The organism is Chryseobacterium phocaeense, assembly GCF_900169075.1.
Lineage (GTDB): Bacteria > Bacteroidota > Bacteroidia > Flavobacteriales > Weeksellaceae > Chryseobacterium > Chryseobacterium phocaeense.
The window spans coordinates 1087076-1103618 of the sequence record NZ_LT827014.1; the positions used below are offsets into that span (position 1 = coordinate 1087076).

Below are 16543 nucleotides of genomic sequence, written 5' to 3' on the forward strand. Positions count from 1 at the left end.
AATATAAATTAATTTTGTTTAAAATAATTCACTTAAATCATTAAAAATAATTGATTTTTTTAACTTGTCTTAAGTTAACCGGCAAATCCGTTTTTAATGGCAAACACAGCCAGGCCCACCCGGGTTTTCAGTTCCAGTTTATCACACAGCTGATCGCGGTAGCTTTCCACTGTTCTCGGGCTGCAGCACATTTTATCTGCAATTTCTTTATAGCTTAGTTCGGTGACAGTATATTTCAGGAATTCCCTTTCGCGGTCCGAAATTCTTACTGCATTTTCACCCTCTTTGTCTTTGTTGAGGTTGGAGAATATGATTTTTGACGCCCATTCCGGGTAGAAAAAACCGTCTGTATTCAGCTTGGTTAATGCGGTTTCGAGATCTTTTGGATGGGTGTTTTTTAATAAATATCCTTTTGCTCCGTTTTTAATCATTTTAATGACGCTGTTATCGTCACCCTGCATGCTGAGAGCCATCACTTTGATATCAGGGTGGTTCTTTGTCAGCCAGGCTGCGGTTTCAAATCCGTCCATAATGGGCATGCTGATATCCAGAAGGATAATATCAGGGATTTTAGCATCATTTTCAAACTTGTCAATCAGGTCTTTGCCGTTTTCGCAGACGTAAATCACTTCAAACTCATTAAAATTATCAATGATTCCTTCCAGTGCTTTGGCAATAAGAATGTGGTCGTCTACAATTACTATGGATTTTTTCATGGCTGTTTTTTTAAAATAATATTGAGCTCGGTTCCGGCTTCCTCGCTGCTGTTAAAACTGAAATCAGCCCCTATGATGGCTGCCCTGTTCTTCATATTGGTGAGGCCGATACCGTTGGATTGTACTTTGCTGCTGTCGAATCCTGTACCGTCATCTTTAAGGTTCAGTTCCCAGAGTATGTCTTCAGAGGTATTCAGATGAATAAAAATATTCTTGCAGTGGGCGTGTTTGATACTGTTCTGGATAAATTCCTGGGTAATTCTCAGTAATACATTTTTATGGACAAAGCCCAGATCAAGCTGCTTGAAGTTGTGTTCAAAAGTTACCTGGCAACGCTTGAAAGTATTGGTATTGTCAACCTCTTCCTGGATCAAAGTTACGATTTCCTTTTGGTTAATATTATCGTCAGTCAGTGTTTTTGAGAGGCTTCTGAGATCCTGCAGCGACTGATTGATAATCTGGGAAACCTGATCTATTCTTTCGCTCACTTCAGGGACTCTGTTTTCGTACAGAAGCTGTTGGGTGTACAGGCTTACCAATGTTAATTTCTGACCTATATTGTCATGGAGTTCACGGCCTATCTGCTGCATGGTGGCCTGCTGGATCTCAAGCTGGGTAGCCAGAAGCTCCCGCTTGTGAATTTCGTTCTTTACTTCAATTTCATTCAGATATTCTTTTTTACGCTGCTGGTATTTTCTGATATAAATCACTACAGCGGATACAAACAGGACAAAGAAAACATTGAATAAAATAAGTGTTATGATGAGCTCTGTTTTCCCCATATGAATGAAATTGAAAATAATAGATACATGATAATTCCTGACAGGAGAAAGTACGAAAAATAGATATTATGAAGTTCCCTGTATTCCTTAATAAGATTAAAGAAGGTCCAGAACGGCAGTGTTCCTATATAAAATAACGTTACCCCGAGGTTGATGTAAAACATTTTATTCCTGCTGAAGTTCAGGATTTCAAAAGAATTAATCTGTTTATAATATTCCATGACCACTAAAACCATCAAAATAAGACATCCCACCGTGTAGTTATAGGACAAAATGATTTTTTTGGTGGTGAAGAAAAATTCACTGGATACAAATGACAGCAGATACACCAGTGACATGGCATAGAAAAGCTTTGGCTTGCCTAAAGATTTTGCTGCATATAGCCAGTAAAAGAACAGGAATTCAAGAGGAATTACGAAATAGTTAAAGAACTTCTGCTTATTGTATTCCATGACCAGATCTCCCCATTTACCAATCACTTCAGACAGGAACATGATAATTAAGTAAATGGAGAAATATTTCCAATACCCTTCCTTATTATTTCGATTATAATAAATAACCGATATAACGGCAGCGAGTCCTTCTGCCCAAATCATCGATTCCTGAAGTATTTTCTGAAAATCTGTCATTTTTTAGTATAGGGTATGGTGTATGTACAATATTAAGGGAATTGTTCTGTTTTTGGACTTTCCGGAGGAGATAATGTCCCGTGGTTTTCAGCAATAGTATCCGGGTACGTCATGGAAAGGTTTTTTTTGGAGGCCATAGCCAATATAGATCCGGAACTTGACGGGCAGAAATCGTAATGAAGCATCTCACCGTTTTCATCTTCTTTTTTCAAAGTGGGAATCATCACCAGGGTGTGTCTTTCTGCATATTCTTTTTCTACCGGATGGCTCTCCATGATCGCCCAGTCTTCTGCTTTCGGATAAGCGGCGTAGTAAAATCTGATCCCCAAATGTTCGTCAGGAACATCAGGATTCACTTTTTTGGCTTCATTTTCTATGGTAGCAATGAAATTTTTCAGTTTAGGCAGATCAAACCATATGGAGTGAGCGTCTGTGATTCCCAATTCCTTATTAACAGCCTGCATCTGGTTGTCCCGGTAATTTGAAATTAACTTCCGTACTAGATCTGTAGCGATGGTATTGGATGCTGAGATAGCTTCTAATGATCCTTCTTCTAAAGTAGGTTTTGTATTCATAGCGCTGGTTTTATAAAAGAATGTTAGTTAGTAGTGCAAATCTCGTAAAATTTTATGTTAAAACGGATGTGTTTTTTCCCCTTAATTCTCCGTGTTTTTACGGATTGTACAGAAGATGAAAAAAAATAAGTCTCCAAAACAATTTGGAGACTTATATATTAAAAAATGTGAGAATGTATTTTACATTATAATATTCTTAACCCGGCTCTTGGTCCGTTAGCAGCAATAGAAGCCTGCATTCTGTCGTTTTGTTTTTTTGTAAACATGAATAATGTGGTTTCGTCAGAATAATCCATATAATTCATGAACATTACAGAGCGGGATACACCGCCGCAGGTTTCCATTTTAGGATAAGACGGAACACCTCTGTGAAGCGTAATCTGTTGTGGAGTGTCATCTACGAAATCGTTTCCGCAATTGGCATCGCCCCAGATATGTCGAAGGTTAAGATAGTGTCCTACTTCGTGTACCGTTACCCTTCCTTTGTTATGAGTGGCTACCGGTCCGCCTGCACCCACATATTCATCCATCATTACAACGCCGTCATTCCAAAGACCCGCAGATTCAGGGAAAGTAGCGTATCCAAGAACATATCCTGTTTGGTACGGCATGTAATTAACCACCCAGATATTCAGGTATTTGGCTGGGTCAGTAGCATTGATTCCTCCTGTTGAGGTTTTTTTCATATTGTCATTAGGCGCCCAGTTGGAAGTAGTGGTCGCTTTTCTGTTGATTTGTGCAAGTCTGAACTTGATTTTTGTATCACCCGCATTCACAGACTGGAATGCAGCCGGAATATTGGAAACGTTGGCGTGTGTGGAAGCAAAAGCCTTGTTCAGTACATCGATCTGAGAGTTGATTCTCGCATCAGATACATTGTTGGTGGAGTTGGTGTACAGCACATTGAAAATAACAGGGATTTCAACGCTGCCGTCCGGCAGAACTTTGCCCATCTTTTTCTGTTCGATAAATTCGGCTGTATTGTTCTCTATCTGGATCATTCGCTGGGCTGCATCCGGATTTTCAGAAAGGAATTTTTGTCTTACCAGGTCTGAACCGCAGATCGCGCCGTCTTTGGCCAGAGCTGTGGTTTGATCCTGGGCCGGATTTTCAGCTGTGGGATTTTCAGTTTCATTATTACACGAAACAAAAAGAGTAATCAATACTCCTAATACTACTTTTTTCATAAAATTGATATTTTGTGGTTTGGTGTATCACAAATGTATGAAAAATATGTATTGTTTGATTATTATTTAAAATTTTAACATTATTTGTATGTATTTTTATATTTTAATTTGGTTTAAATTATTCTTTAATTTTTAAATTTTATTGAAAATTTTAAACTTTTAGGTTGAAAAATAAATTCATTAATCACACTATTTTGAAATTTAACCTAAAAAAAATAATTTCGCAAAAAAGCATAAAAAAGCCGGAAAAAATTTCCGGCACTAGATTCTTTTAAATACATGGATACCTTCTCGGGTCCCTGCAGATATTTCCTGTGGAGCAGCAAAGGCCTGGCGGACAGTTCATATTGATATCGCATTCAGTGATCACAGCTGCTGCACCGCCGCTGATTTTCTTTAAATCGTTTCTTTTTAGTTTTTTCATACTATGATTTTATGGGTTAATCAATAAGAGACGGTCTGCACTCAGCTTGTCCGCAATTAATGTTGATTTGTGAGCATCTTTCTGTGGCACAGGTACCGCTGGTTGAGCCGTCGGGGTAAATGAGTATACGGCATCGACAGTCAATTTTTCCTCCCAGAATGGTTTTTAATGAGCTTCTTTTTAACTTTTTCATGCTGATTTTGTTTTAATTAGTTATTTGGTTTTATAAATATACAAATATTTCACCAGGGTTAGATAAAATTGATCGGTCAAAAAAATAAGTGATGCAGATTGGGGCTGCACCACTTACTTACAAAAATAATATATATGAAAAAAACTACTTTATTGATCTGCCGGTCTGAAAACCAAACCGGTTTCTTCGAAATAATCCAATGTGATACGATCACCGTCATTTACGGTTCCGGCAAGAATCTCTTTAGATAATTTATTGAGAACTTCCTGCTGGATCACTCTTTTTAAAGGCCTTGCTCCGAAAGATGGATCATATCCTTTATTCATCAGATAATCCACAGCATCCTGAGTTGCGGTCATGATGATATTTCTTTTTGCAAGCATATCATTGAAGCCTCTCAGCTGATACTGAACAATTTTTCCGATTTCTTTTTTGCTCAATGGCTGGAACAGTACCACTTCATCAATCCTGTTCAGGAATTCCGGACGAAGAGTCTGTTTCAGAAGGTCAAAAACTTCATCTTTGGTTTTATCTACAATCTCAGCTTGATTTTCGTCTGTGATATTTTCAAAATTCTCCTGGATCAGATGCGAACCTAAGTTTGAAGTCATAATAATTATTGAATTCTTAAAGTTTACCACACGGCCTTTATTGTCCGTCAAACGTCCGTCATCCAGTACCTGGAGCAGGGTGTTGAACACATCAGGGTGGGCCTTTTCAATTTCATCCAGAAGCACCACGGAATATGGTCTTCTTCTTACCGCTTCCGTCAGCTGTCCGCCTTCATCGTAGCCTACGTATCCCGGAGGAGCTCCTACCAGTCTGGAAACGCTGTGTCTTTCCTGGTATTCACTCATATCAATTCTGGTCATATTATTCTCATCATCGAATAAATATTCCGCCAAAGCCTTGGCCAGCTCGGTTTTCCCAACACCGGTTGTTCCTAAGAATAAGAATGACCCGATAGGTTTCTTTTCGTCACTCAGCCCGGCACGGTTTCTCCTGATCGCGTCTGCAACGGCTCCGATGGCTTCATCCTGCCCGACAACGCGGTGGTGAAGCTCAGCTTCAAGGTTCAATAGTTTTTCCCTTTCAGACTGTAAGAGCTTAGTCACAGGAATTCCGGTCCATTTGGCGATGACTTCGGAAATATTTTCAGAAGTAACTTCCTCTTTGATCAATTCATTCTGATGATTCTGCATCTCCAGTTCCAGTTTCTGCAAAGCATCTTCCTTCTCCTTTATTTTTCCGTACTGGATTTCCGCTACTTTCGCATAATCTCCGGCTCTTGATGCTTTTTCGGCTTCAAGTTTCAGAGATTCAATATCTTTTTTAATCTGGGTTAAATCCTCAGATTTTTGCTTTTCTTTCAGCCATTTTGCATTGATCTCATTTCTTTCCTCAGAAATTTTTGCAATGTCTTCTTTTACATGATCAATCTTCGTCTGGTTACCCTCCCTTGAAATGGCGGCCAATTCAATTTCCAGCTGCATCAGTCTTCGGTCCAGAACATCCAGTTCCTCAGGTTTTGAATTGATTTCCATTCTCAGTTTGGCTGAAGCTTCATCAATAAGGTCAATCGCCTTATCCGGTAAAAAACGGTCTGAAATATACCGTTGAGACATTTCCACTGCAGCAATAATCGCTTCATCTTTGATTCTAACTTTGTGGTGCGCCTCATATTTATCTTTAATTCCACGAAGAATGGAAATCGCGGATTCAGTGTCCGGTTCTTCTACCATTACTTTCTGGAAACGTCTTTCCAATGCTTTGTCCTTTTCAAAATACTTCTGGTATTCATTCAGAGTGGTGGCTCCGATTGCTCTTAGTTCTCCTCTTGCCAAAGCAGGTTTAAGAATGTTGGCGGCATCCATTGCGCCTTCTCCGCCTCCTGCACCAACCAGGGTGTGAATTTCGTCGATGAATAAGATGATCTGTCCGTCGGATTTGATCACTTCATTCACCACGGATTTAAGTCGCTCTTCAAATTCACCTTTGTATTTCGCACCGGCAATTAAAGCACCCATATCCAGTGAATACAGGGTTTTATCCATTAGGTTTTCCGGAATATCTCCCGAAATAATACGGTGGGCAATACCTTCAGCAATAGCCGTTTTTCCCACACCCGGTTCCCCGATTAAAATAGGGTTGTTTTTTGTTCTTCTCGAAAGGATCTGAAGCACACGGCGGATTTCCTCATCACGCCCGATTACGGGATCCAGTTTTCCTTCCGCAGCTAATTCGTTGAAGTTTTTAGCATATTTATTCAAGGACTGATAGGTCTCTTCCGAACTCGCAGAAGTGGCCTTGCTTCCTTTTCTTAATTCTTTAATAGCACCTTCCAAAAGGCTTTTGGTAACGCCCATATCTTTGAGCATTTTGGAGACTTCGGAACTTGTTTCAAGTAATGACAGCCATAAATGTTCGATGGTCACATATTCGTCGCCCATTTTTTTGGCTACGTTAGGGGCGTCCAGCAACACTTTATTCGCTGACTGGGACAGATAAATATTGCCTCCCTGAACTTTCGGGAGTTTTTCAATATTTTCGCGGTTCCGCTCTCTTACCAGGCTGGCATCTGCTTCAGATTTTTTTAGTAGAAAGGGCGATATATTTTCATCTACCTGAAAAATTCCTTCAAGTATATGTTGAGGTTCGATACTCTGGTTGCCGAATTCCATAGCAGTCTGCTGTGCCGCCTGGATGGCTTCCTGTGATTTTACAGTATATTGGTTTAAGTTCATATGTTGTATTTTTGGTATTTAAATATTCTAGATTTAAGACATCAGATTTCAGACCATAAGTCTTGATTTTATATTAATTTTTCAATTCAATATCTGAAGTCTGACGTCCTTCAATCTTGTTCAATTATTTAATCGGTTAGCTTACCGCAAAAAGTATTCAATTATTGAATTTATAAAAAATATGGACAAAATTTCCGAATTGTTTATTTTTAATAAGATTTAAGCTAGACAAAATTTCCAGTTTTAATGTGTTTGTTTTAAAATAATGGAATAACCGTCACATTCATAAAAAGGTTATGATAAGAAAGGTCTGACCAAAGAGTTCATAGAATAAGGAAGAGATAAATTATAGTTTTTATGCAACGGCGAATAAAGAGCTGCTTCTTTTGTGTTTAAAATCATAAGGTTAAACTGAAAATATTAACGGAGAATAGTTACTTTTGCATTTTACCAGATGGAACTTAAAGAAAAACAACGAAAAATTTTAGACGTAGCGGTAGAGCTTTTTAAAGAGAAAGGCTATATGGGCAGCTCGGTACGGGATCTGGCCACCAGGCTTAATATCAAAGCAGCTTCACTCTACGCCCATATCCGTTCAAAGGAAGAAATTCTTGAATGGATCTGCTTCGGAATAGCGCAGGAATTTTTCGATGAGCTTCAGCAGGTGAAAAATACGGATATGGCTCCAAAAGATAAGTTGAATCTTTTTTTGGATAAACATTTATCAGTCGTTCTTCAAAACCGCGATGTGACGCATATTTATTCCAATGAATGGAGGCATCTTGAAGAAAGGCTTCCCGAATTTGTAGCGCTGAGAAAAAATTATCAGGAAGAAGTGGAAGCATTGATTTCTGAGATCTACAAAGCTGAAAACTGGGAACTGAAGTCGCCGACCTTTACCACAAGGTTCATTCTCCACACGCTCAATAATTCTTATTTCTGGTTTAAAAGAAACACGGAATCTACTTCTGAAATTACTGATGAAATCAGGGCCAAACTTCTTTATGGGCTCCTGGGAAATCAAATTCAGCAATAAAATTCGCTAAGAAAGCAAATAAGGCAAAGAAAGCTAATGTGCATATACGCTATTTGTATTCTTCCCTTTCTCAGCTTCCTTCGCCTATACACGATACTCTCAATTATTTAGAATCATTCAAAATATGACAAAAATCATCGAAATTTTGTCAGGATTAAAATTCTTTTTAAATTTACACCTAACAAATGTTAGTTAGTTAGTTATGGATTTTGATGTTGAATATTTAAAACTCGATCAATTGAGACAGCTTCAGTCTGAACGTTTGTCGAGATTGATTAATTATCTTGGGGAAACTTCGGAATTTTATAAAGAAAAATTTCGTGAACTGGAGATAATTCCGACAGAAATATGGTCGATTGAAGATATCACGAAACTTCCGATTACCTATAAACAGGATTTAAGGGATAACTATCCATTTGGTTTATTTACGGTTCCGAAGACCGAGCTGCAAAGAATTCACTGTTCCAGCGGAACTACAGGAAAACCTACAGTAGTGGGCTATACGAAAGAAGATGTGGATCTTTTCAGTGAAGTGGTGGCCAGATCATTATATGCTGCCGGAGCAAGACCGGGAATGCAGCTGCATAATGCATACGGCTACGGAATTTTTACAGGAGGACTAGGGCTTCACTATGGTGCTGAAAAGCTTGGAATGAGCGTTCTTCCGATTTCCGGAGGAATGACCGCCAGACAGGTTGATCTCATTATAGATTTTAAGCCGGAAGTAATCTGCTGTTCACCATCATACGCTCTGACTATTGCGGATGAGTTTGCAAACCGTGGAATTTCTGCAGAAGAAATCAGTCTGAAATACGCTGTGTTAGGTTCAGAGCCGTGGACAGAGATTATCAGAGGGCATATTGAGGAAAAGCTTGGCCTTCATGCCACCAATATCTACGGATTAAGTGAGATCATTGGTCCGGGTGTATCTATGGAGGATTTTGAGGAGAAAGGAGGTTCTTACATTTGGGAAGATCATTTTTATCCTGAAATTTTAGATCCGGTAACCAAACAGCCCGTTCCATTCGGTGAAGAAGGTGTATTGGTGATCACTACGTTAACGAAGAAAGCCATGCCGCTTTTAAGATATTGGACAAATGATATTACCAGTCTTTATTATGATGAAAACGCAAAGAGAACCATGGTAAAGATGAGACCCATCAAAGGCAGGGCAGATGATATGCTGATTGTAAGAGGAGTGAATGTATACCCAAGTCAGATTGAAGAAGCATTTTCCCATGTAAAGGGAGTGGTTCCGAACTATTATCTGACGCCGGTTGAAAAAGAACAGATGTGTATCGCACTGGATGTGGATGTGGAAATTGATGATGAACTGGTGAAAGCACAAAAAATAGACACAGGTACCGATGATTATTTTAATTTTGTCGGAAACTTTGGAAAAAACATAGAAAGCGAAATAAAAAAGAGAGTGGGAATTACTACAAAAGTGAAAATCCATGCTCAGGACAGCCTACCGAAATGCGAAGGCGGAAAAATTAATAGAATACTTAAAAAATAATGAATTCATTTTACAAACTTAAAACGGTAAAAGTTCAGAAAGATACTCCTGATGCGGTAAATGTAGCCGTAGAAGTGCCTGAGGAGCTGAAGGACAAATTCAGGTTCAAGCAGGGGCAGTATCTAAATTTCCGTATGATGATCAACGGAAATGAGGAAAGACGTTCTTATTCTATCTGCAATGCCCCGAGTGAAAAAAGCAATACGCTGGAAGTACTGGTGAAGCTTTTGGAAGGCGGAAAAGTTTCAGGATATTTCAATGAGCATCTTCACATGGACGAAATGCTGGAAGTGATGCCTCCAATGGGTGGTTTCAATACTTCCTACCATCCTACCAATGTGAAAACCTATGTTGGTTTGGCTGCGGGAAGCGGTATCAGCCCGGTTTTATCAAATATTAAGGAAAGTCTGTATCAGGAACCTAACAGCTGTGCGTATCTTTTCTACAGCAACAGAAGCATGAATCATGTGATGAAAAGAGCTGAGATTGATAAGCTGGTAGAACAGTTTAACGGAAGGCTGAAAGTAATCTATCTCGTAAGCCGCGAAAAACATGAAGATCCGGTATTCGAAGGAAGGATTTCTGCTGAAAAACTGGAGCTTCTGTTTGAGAGATATACAGAGATTGATGTAAAAGAAGCCACATATTTTATCTGCGGACCTGCAGAAATGATCAAAGGAATTGCAGATTATCTGAAGAAAGATAAAAAAGTTCCTGCCATTCAGGTTCTGTTTGAATATTTTACGGCTCCTGACGAAGAAAATTCGGAGGAAATGAGTGATGAGTTCAAAGCGATCGCGAACATCGAAAGTATGGTAACGGTGATCATTGACGATGATGAATATTCGTTCCACCTGAATTCCAAAAAAGAGAGTATCTTAGATAAAGCATTAAAAGACAATCTTCCCGTACCATTTGCGTGTAAAGGAGGAGTGTGCTGTACGTGTAAAGCGGAAGTTCTGGAAGGAGAAGTGTTTATGGAGAAAAATTTCGCGCTTACCGAAGATGAAGTAGCCAGAGGTTACGTTCTGACGTGTCAATGTCACCCGACAACGAATGTGGTGATGCTTAATTATGACGTTTAATTTTTTGTAAAATGTAAAATGTACAGTGTAAAAAGTATCAAAATACATTGTACAACCGACATTTTACTTTAATACAAAAAACAAAAAGAAATGGATTTAGAAAAATTTGTTCAATACGTTCACGACGAAAATAAAGTGGAGCCAAAGGATGTAATGCCTGATGATTACAGAAAACTATTGGTTCGTCAGATTTCACAGCATGCCCATTCTGAGATTGTAGGAATGCTGCCGGAAGCCAACTGGGTTTCCAGAGCGCCTTCATTGAGAAGAAAAATGGCTCTTTTAGCTAAGGTTCAGGATGAGGCGGGTCACGGTTTATACCTGTACTCTGCAACCGAAACTTTAGGAAACGGAACTGTGAGGGCAGACAGAGATGCTACCTATGAAGATATGCTGGAAGGGAAGGCGAAATACTCAAGTATTTTCAACTATCCTACCTTAAGCTGGGCGGATATTGGTGCCATCGGCTGGTTGGTAGACGGTGCCGCTATTATGAACCAGGTAATGCTGATGGGAAATTCTTACGGCCCTTATTCAAGAGCGATGGTGAAGATCTGTAAGGAAGAGTCTTTCCACCAGAGACAGGGCTACGAAATCCTGATGGCACTTTGCCGGGGAACAAAACAGCAGAAAGAAATGGCTCAGGCATCGCTAAACCGTTTCTGGTGGCCGGCTTTAATGATGTTTGGTCCGAATGATGACAGCTCACCAAACTCTAAAATCTCAATGAATTACAGAGTAAAAAGAGAGAGCAACGACAGCCTTCGTCAGAGATTTATTGATGTTACCGTTTCTCAGGCTGAATTTTTAGGATTAACCGTTCCGGATAAAGACCTGAAATGGAATGAAGAAAGACAGCATTATGATTTCGGAGAACTTCCTTGGGATGAATTCATGGAAATCTTAAAAGGAAACGGACCTGCCAATAAAAAGCGTATCGAGACCAAAAGAAAAGCTCAAAGAGAAAATGCATGGGTAAAAGAGGCGGCAGTGGCTTTTGCAGAAAAACAACAAAAAGAAGTAATATAATAATGTAACAATATACCAATGTAAAAATGTAACAATCACTGTAGTGCTGAGCTTGTCGAAGCATCTCATTGGTCAACTGGTACATTGATACATTGTTAAATTAATTTGACTATGGCAAATTTAGATATGTGGGAAGTGTTTATTCAGACTAAACCGGGATTATCTCACAAACATGTAGGAATAGTACAGGCCCCAACAGCAGAAATGGCCCTGCAGAACGCAAGAGACGTTTATACCAGAAGAAAAGAAGGAACTTCTGTTTGGGTTGTTCCAAGTAAATATATTGTAACTTCAGAAGGGGTAGATAAGGAAGCTTTCTTTGATCCGGCAGATGACAAATTATACCGTCACCCGACGTTCTACGATATCCCGAATGATGTAAAAAATATGTAATTTTTTGTAAAAAGTCGGCTGTAAAAAGTACATTGTACATCTGACATTTTACATTTTACAAAAAAGAAAAAAATGAATCCACTATATAATTATTTATTAAAATTTGCAGATGACAGCTTGATCATGGGGCAAAGACTGTCTGCATGGTGCGGCGAAGGTCCTTATCTGGAGGAAGATATTGCATTGACGAACATTGCCCTGGACGAACTTGGACAGGCCAATAACTTTTATGTGTACGCATCAAGAGTTGCAGATAACGGTAAAAGTGAGGATGATTTAGCCTTCTTAAGATACGAGCACGAATACGTAAACGCCCACTGGGTAGAACTTCCTAATGAAGATTATGCACAGACTATCCTTAAAGTATATGTTTTTTCTGTGTATCAGAAGTTAATGTTTGAAGCACTTTCCAATTCTGCGGATGAAGAGCTTTCGGCTCTGGCTCAGAAATCTTTGAAAGAGGTGAAATACCATTACACCCATGCTTCTTCCTGGATGAAAATTTTCGCTCAGGGAACAGAAGAAAGCCGTGAACGTCTGGTAAAAGCCATTGAAAACATCTGGGAATATACCAAAGGTTTATTTGCAAAAGTAGAAGGAGAAGATGATCTGATTGCTTTAAATATCGCTCCTGATGTTGATAGACTATACACTGAATTCGTAGCCATTATCACCAGAGATTTCCAGGAATATGGTCTGGAATTCCCTGCCAATCCATTTATGCAGCCTAAATCCAGAACAGGATATCATACGGAATATTTCGGATACATTCTTTGTGAGCTTCAGTATATGCAGAGGGCTTATCCTGGGTGTACCTGGTAGAAAATGAGAAAAATGCTTCTTGGTATACTTGCTTTTTTTCTTGTCGCATACATGTTGCTATGTCTGGGAATTTATTTCTATCAGGAAAAACTCATTTTTTATCCTGAAAAACTATCTGAAAATTATGTATTTAATTTTAATGATGATTTCGAAGAAATAACAATTAAGACAAAGGATAAAAAGAATTTAAATTCTGTTTTGTTTAAAGCTCAGAATCCTAAAGGTATTATTTTTTACCTACATGGAAACGGAGGATCAATAAAAGGGTGGGGGGAAGTAGCCAGATTGTATACCCGTATAAATTATGACGTATTTATACTCGATTATAGAGGGTATGGAAAAAGTGAAGGAGATATTGTTAACAAAGAACAGTTGTTTTCAGATATAGAATTGGCTTACAATGAAATAATAAAAAGATATTCAGAAAATAGAATTATTATTTTAGGATATTCTGTAGGAACAGGTCTGGCAGCAAAATTAGCCTCAGAGAAAAATGCAAGTTTGTTGATTTTGCAAGCACCCTATTACAGTATAGAAGATGAAATGGATCAAAAATTTTCGTTTCTGCCGAAATTTCTGCTGAAATATAATTTTGAAACCAATGAATATTTAAAAGCCGTTAAGTCACCTGTGATTATTTTTCATGGAGATAAAGATGAAATTATAAATTATAAAGCATCCTTAAAACTGAAAGAAAATTTTAAAAAAGGAGACAGCTTGATTATTTTGAAAAATCAGTACCATAACGGAATTACAGATAATTTAGATTATCAAAACTCAATGAAAAAGATTCTGGAGTTTGATGAGAAATAAAGTATGAACCAACTTTTAGATTTATTAAAAACAGTTCCGGACCCGGAAATTCCAGTGATTGATATCGTGGAATTGGGGATAGTGAGGGAAGCACATATCACAGGTGATCAAACTTGTGAAATTACCATCACGCCCACCTATTCCGCTTGTCCTGCAATGTTTACCATTGAAGAGGATATTATTAAAATGATGAAGGAAAACGGCTGGGACGCCAAAGTAGTAACCAAAATGTTTCCGATCTGGACAACAGACTGGTTAACGGATGAAGCAAGAGAGAAACTCCGTGCTTACGGAATTACACCACCGGAAAAGGGGGCAGACGAACATCACATCGGGAAGCCTAAGAAATGTCCGAGATGTGGTTCTATGAATTCAAAACAGATCAGCAGATTTGGTTCTACCTTGTGTAAAGCCTCTTATCAATGCTTAGACTGTCTGGAGCCGTTTGATTATTTTAAATGTCATTGATTATTAAGGAGTCATTTTAAAAAAAATGATTTGATTATGTAAAATACTAAAATGATACGACAAGTTTTGTCGTTAGCAGCGCTTAGTTTTGCTTCAGTATCATTTTTTAATGATCTTATTAAAATAATCAACACAAAAACATTTATTATGACAAACTGTAGCAGCCAGAAATTTCCTTCAACGTGCAACCCTGGCGATTATGGATTCAAGAAATTTTTTCCTCACACCGGAGAAGAAGTTTATTATCAGAAAATAACAGGAAGTAATTTACCGGAAGATGGTGTAGTACTTATTCTCGAAAACGGAGAGTATTATAAAGCTATCTTGCATGAAAATACCATTAATATTGAATGGTATAGATGTAACGGAAGATATCCTGATGATGAAGCTATTATTTTAGCAGCTGTTAAAATGGCGGCTTATCTGGGAGCAACATTAAGATTCGGCCCAAGAGAATATGTTGTAAACAGGCAACTGACGTTTCAAGATCTTTCCTGTTTTAAACTTTTGGGAGATAGGCAACACAGCTTGATTAAATCTGACAGAAAAGGTCAAGAACGACTTGAAGGCTTCTATTTTAGCTTTACCCGTTGTAATAATGTTATCATAGAAGGACTTACATTTGACCAAAATAAAAGTAATTTAATTACTTATAATGCGGCTGATAATGCAGCTGTTAAGGAATTCAATAGTGGAATCTATTTTTTTGAGTCGAATAACATAGAAATTACAAATTGTCATTTTTTTGATTTATATAATCGTGCGATACGTATTTATCAATGCTATGGTAATATAATGGTTAGTAATAACAATTTTGAAAGTGGTGTTCAGGAACAAATCTATGTAATGGAACACCTGGTTGTTGCACAATCTCTTAAGGCACAGGTGACAATAGAAAATAATATTTTCAAAAATGCAGAAAATCATAATCCTGCTAACGGAGTGGTAGCTATTTATGCTTTTGATTTGGGAGAGGAGAGATCGGTGCTTGTTCATAACAATTACTTTGAGTATTGTGGTAGAGATCATACAGGAATACATAGGTTGTATGCAATAGATTTTTATGATAATGTAAATAATTTTGTTATTTCCAATAATATATTCAAAAACTTGACCTGGGGAGCCATTAGGTTTGATGGGACCAGAAAGAACGGAATTATTAGCCATAATATTATCCATCAATTGATTGCCGACCAGGACGGAATGATCATGGTTTCTTCACGAGAAGCTCCGAAATTTAACCAAACAGAGTTTAAAAACATAAGTATTCATAATAATATCCTAGATGCTGAAACTGAATTAAGCCATGGCATTACAATACAAGGATTATCTCCTTTTTGTGCAGCGGAAAACATTGACATTTCAAATAATAAAATGTATAATTTAAGATATGGAATTAAAATTCATGGCGATGTAAGCGTGGTATCAATTAATAATAATCAGGCCTTTAATCTTATAGGAATTGGTATAAAAGTAGAAGGATTCAAAACAGGATTTGATAATGTTCCCTTACAACCTAATAAAATAGAAAAAATATATATTAATGATAATCATCTGAATGGGAGAAAAGAACTTAATTTCAATGGCTTTGTAGGGATTCAAATAGATGGATTGGATGGAACCCATACATATATGGGAAGAGTACTTATTAATGACAACTTTATCACTGGAAATACGAAGGCAAGAGGAGTTGTTGTTAATACAGGTAATTCTTCGGGTGATATAGGTAATTCTTTGGATAATAAGGTTACTATTTCAGGAAATACAGTTAATACAGCAGAATATGCTCTTCATTTGAGAAGACATAAAACTTTTGTAAAGGATAATATCTTTTATGACTGTACACAGCCATTTTTAGAAGATTTTACGGATAATATTAAGGTTGGTAATTTTCACAATAATCTTCCTGTATAAAATTTTTAAAACAAATGAAACTGTATAAGGCATTGGAATCTTTTGATTATTTTAAATGCTATTAGGAAATGTAACAGCATGCCAGTTTACCAGTGTAGCGATAATGAATAAGAAAAATAGGTAAACGAATTGATAAAGCATACTTTCACATTATTGTGCTGGTAAGCTGGTACATTGTTACATTATAAAATATTGTTAAATTAGAGGAGTGTAA

The 16543-nt window shown here is 37.7% G+C and carries 17 protein-coding genes; 9 read left to right on the plus strand and 8 right to left on the minus strand.

The annotated features are described in order from the left end of the window. Positions 1 to 74 precede the first annotated feature (74 nt). The 8 genes from B7E04_RS06440 to clpB all read right to left on the minus strand — a co-directional run bounded on the left by B7E04_RS06440 (position 75) and on the right by clpB (position 7250). Positions 75 to 716 carry a response regulator transcription factor gene (locus B7E04_RS06440; RefSeq protein WP_080777872.1) on the minus strand — a complete coding sequence of 214 codons (642 nt, stop codon included), beginning with the start codon at positions 714 to 716 and terminating at the stop codon, positions 75 to 77. Continuing rightward, on the minus strand, positions 713 to 1498 hold the full coding sequence (locus B7E04_RS06445; RefSeq protein WP_080777873.1) for a sensor histidine kinase: 786 nt from the start codon (positions 1496 to 1498) through the stop codon (positions 713 to 715). The genes B7E04_RS06440 and B7E04_RS06445 overlap by 4 nt, the downstream gene beginning before the upstream one ends. After that, the gene (locus B7E04_RS06450; RefSeq protein ID WP_080777874.1) at positions 1474 to 2127 is read right to left on the minus strand and encodes a hypothetical protein; all 654 of its coding nucleotides are present in this window, start codon (positions 2125 to 2127) and stop codon (positions 1474 to 1476) included. The genes B7E04_RS06445 and B7E04_RS06450 overlap by 25 nt, the downstream gene beginning before the upstream one ends. Positions 2128 to 2159: 32 nt before the next feature. Beyond that, positions 2160 to 2702 (minus strand): hypothetical protein, encoded by a 543-nt coding sequence (locus B7E04_RS06455; RefSeq protein ID WP_080777875.1) that lies wholly within the window; start codon positions 2700 to 2702, stop codon positions 2160 to 2162. A 185-nt stretch (positions 2703 to 2887) separates the two neighbouring features. Beyond that, positions 2888 to 3889, minus strand: a complete 1002-nt coding sequence (locus tag B7E04_RS06460; RefSeq protein WP_080777876.1) for a zinc metalloprotease — start codon at positions 3887 to 3889, stop codon at positions 2888 to 2890. Positions 3890 to 4160: 271 nt separating this feature from the next. Further along, entirely contained in the window at positions 4161 to 4313 is a 153-nt protein-coding gene (locus B7E04_RS22095; protein WP_165439412.1) for a hypothetical protein, read from the minus strand. A 16-nt stretch (positions 4314 to 4329) separates the two neighbouring features. Then, on the minus strand, positions 4330 to 4506 hold the full coding sequence (locus B7E04_RS22100) for a hypothetical protein (protein WP_165439413.1): 177 nt from the start codon (positions 4504 to 4506) through the stop codon (positions 4330 to 4332). A gap of 149 nt (positions 4507 to 4655) precedes the next feature. Further along, entirely contained in the window at positions 4656 to 7250 is a 2595-nt protein-coding gene (gene clpB / locus B7E04_RS06465; protein WP_080777877.1) for an ATP-dependent chaperone ClpB, read from the minus strand. Between the two features lie 454 nt (positions 7251 to 7704). Here clpB and B7E04_RS06470 point away from each other — a divergent pair, with 454 nt between their 5' ends. From B7E04_RS06470 to B7E04_RS06510, 9 genes are all read left to right on the plus strand, one after another. Continuing rightward, positions 7705 to 8286: a TetR/AcrR family transcriptional regulator gene (locus B7E04_RS06470; RefSeq protein ID WP_080777878.1), complete on the plus strand. Its 582-nt coding sequence runs from the start codon at positions 7705 to 7707 to the stop codon at positions 8284 to 8286. 202 nt (positions 8287 to 8488) lie between these two features. Beyond that, on the plus strand, positions 8489 to 9805 hold the full coding sequence (locus B7E04_RS06475; RefSeq protein ID WP_080777879.1) for a phenylacetate--CoA ligase family protein: 1317 nt from the start codon (positions 8489 to 8491) through the stop codon (positions 9803 to 9805). Beyond that, on the plus strand, positions 9805 to 10890 hold the full coding sequence (locus B7E04_RS06480; RefSeq protein ID WP_080777880.1) for a 2Fe-2S iron-sulfur cluster-binding protein: 1086 nt from the start codon (positions 9805 to 9807) through the stop codon (positions 10888 to 10890). The genes B7E04_RS06475 and B7E04_RS06480 overlap by 1 nt, the downstream gene beginning before the upstream one ends. A 90-nt stretch (positions 10891 to 10980) precedes the next feature. Continuing rightward, a complete protein-coding gene (paaA, locus tag B7E04_RS06485; protein ID WP_080777881.1) occupies positions 10981 to 11919 on the plus strand; it encodes a 1,2-phenylacetyl-CoA epoxidase subunit PaaA in 939 nt (312 codons plus the stop codon). Positions 11920 to 12030: 111 nt separating this feature from the next. Then, on the plus strand, positions 12031 to 12312 hold the full coding sequence (paaB, locus tag B7E04_RS06490) for a 1,2-phenylacetyl-CoA epoxidase subunit PaaB (RefSeq protein ID WP_039364405.1): 282 nt from the start codon (positions 12031 to 12033) through the stop codon (positions 12310 to 12312). A 72-nt stretch (positions 12313 to 12384) separates the two neighbouring features. Then, on the plus strand, positions 12385 to 13134 hold the full coding sequence (gene paaC, locus B7E04_RS06495) for a 1,2-phenylacetyl-CoA epoxidase subunit PaaC (RefSeq protein ID WP_080777882.1): 750 nt from the start codon (positions 12385 to 12387) through the stop codon (positions 13132 to 13134). A gap of 12 nt (positions 13135 to 13146) precedes the next feature. After that, the gene (locus B7E04_RS06500) at positions 13147 to 13947 is read left to right on the plus strand and encodes an alpha/beta hydrolase (protein ID WP_228439836.1); all 801 of its coding nucleotides are present in this window, start codon (positions 13147 to 13149) and stop codon (positions 13945 to 13947) included. Between the two features lie 3 nt (positions 13948 to 13950). Beyond that, the gene (gene paaD / locus B7E04_RS06505) at positions 13951 to 14415 is read left to right on the plus strand and encodes a 1,2-phenylacetyl-CoA epoxidase subunit PaaD (protein ID WP_062650681.1); all 465 of its coding nucleotides are present in this window, start codon (positions 13951 to 13953) and stop codon (positions 14413 to 14415) included. A gap of 51 nt (positions 14416 to 14466) precedes the next feature. After that, positions 14467 to 16329 (plus strand): right-handed parallel beta-helix repeat-containing protein, encoded by a 1863-nt coding sequence (locus B7E04_RS06510; RefSeq protein WP_080777884.1) that lies wholly within the window; start codon positions 14467 to 14469, stop codon positions 16327 to 16329. Positions 16330 to 16543 lie beyond the last annotated feature (214 nt).

Excerpts from the sequence above, each read along its gene's own strand:
- B7E04_RS22100 (WP_165439413.1), bottom strand. The coding sequence starts at position 4,506 with ATGAAAAAGTTAAAAAGAAGCTCATTAAAAACCATTCTGGGAGGAAAA.
- B7E04_RS06445 (WP_080777873.1), bottom strand. The coding sequence starts at position 1,498 with ATGGGGAAAACAGAGCTCATCATAACACTTATTTTATTCAATGTTTTC.
- B7E04_RS06450 (WP_080777874.1), bottom strand. The coding sequence starts at position 2,127 with ATGACAGATTTTCAGAAAATACTTCAGGAATCGATGATTTGGGCAGAA.
- B7E04_RS06475 (WP_080777879.1), top strand. The coding sequence starts at position 8,489 with ATGGATTTTGATGTTGAATATTTAAAACTCGATCAATTGAGACAGCTT.
- B7E04_RS06440 (WP_080777872.1), bottom strand. The coding sequence starts at position 716 with ATGAAAAAATCCATAGTAATTGTAGACGACCACATTCTTATTGCCAAA.
- B7E04_RS06480 (WP_080777880.1), top strand. The coding sequence starts at position 9,805 with ATGAATTCATTTTACAAACTTAAAACGGTAAAAGTTCAGAAAGATACT.
- B7E04_RS06500 (WP_228439836.1), top strand. The coding sequence starts at position 13,147 with ATGCTTCTTGGTATACTTGCTTTTTTTCTTGTCGCATACATGTTGCTA.
- B7E04_RS06460 (WP_080777876.1), bottom strand. The coding sequence starts at position 3,889 with ATGAAAAAAGTAGTATTAGGAGTATTGATTACTCTTTTTGTTTCGTGT.
- paaC (WP_080777882.1), top strand. The coding sequence starts at position 12,385 with ATGAATCCACTATATAATTATTTATTAAAATTTGCAGATGACAGCTTG.
- clpB (WP_080777877.1), bottom strand. The coding sequence starts at position 7,250 with ATGAACTTAAACCAATATACTGTAAAATCACAGGAAGCCATCCAGGCG.
- B7E04_RS22095 (WP_165439412.1), bottom strand. The coding sequence starts at position 4,313 with ATGAAAAAACTAAAAAGAAACGATTTAAAGAAAATCAGCGGCGGTGCA.
- B7E04_RS06455 (WP_080777875.1), bottom strand. The coding sequence starts at position 2,702 with ATGAATACAAAACCTACTTTAGAAGAAGGATCATTAGAAGCTATCTCA.
- paaA (WP_080777881.1), top strand. The coding sequence starts at position 10,981 with ATGGATTTAGAAAAATTTGTTCAATACGTTCACGACGAAAATAAAGTG.
- paaD (WP_062650681.1), top strand. The coding sequence starts at position 13,951 with ATGAACCAACTTTTAGATTTATTAAAAACAGTTCCGGACCCGGAAATT.
- B7E04_RS06470 (WP_080777878.1), top strand. The coding sequence starts at position 7,705 with ATGGAACTTAAAGAAAAACAACGAAAAATTTTAGACGTAGCGGTAGAG.
- B7E04_RS06510 (WP_080777884.1), top strand. The coding sequence starts at position 14,467 with ATGATACGACAAGTTTTGTCGTTAGCAGCGCTTAGTTTTGCTTCAGTA.
- paaB (WP_039364405.1), top strand. The coding sequence starts at position 12,031 with ATGGCAAATTTAGATATGTGGGAAGTGTTTATTCAGACTAAACCGGGA.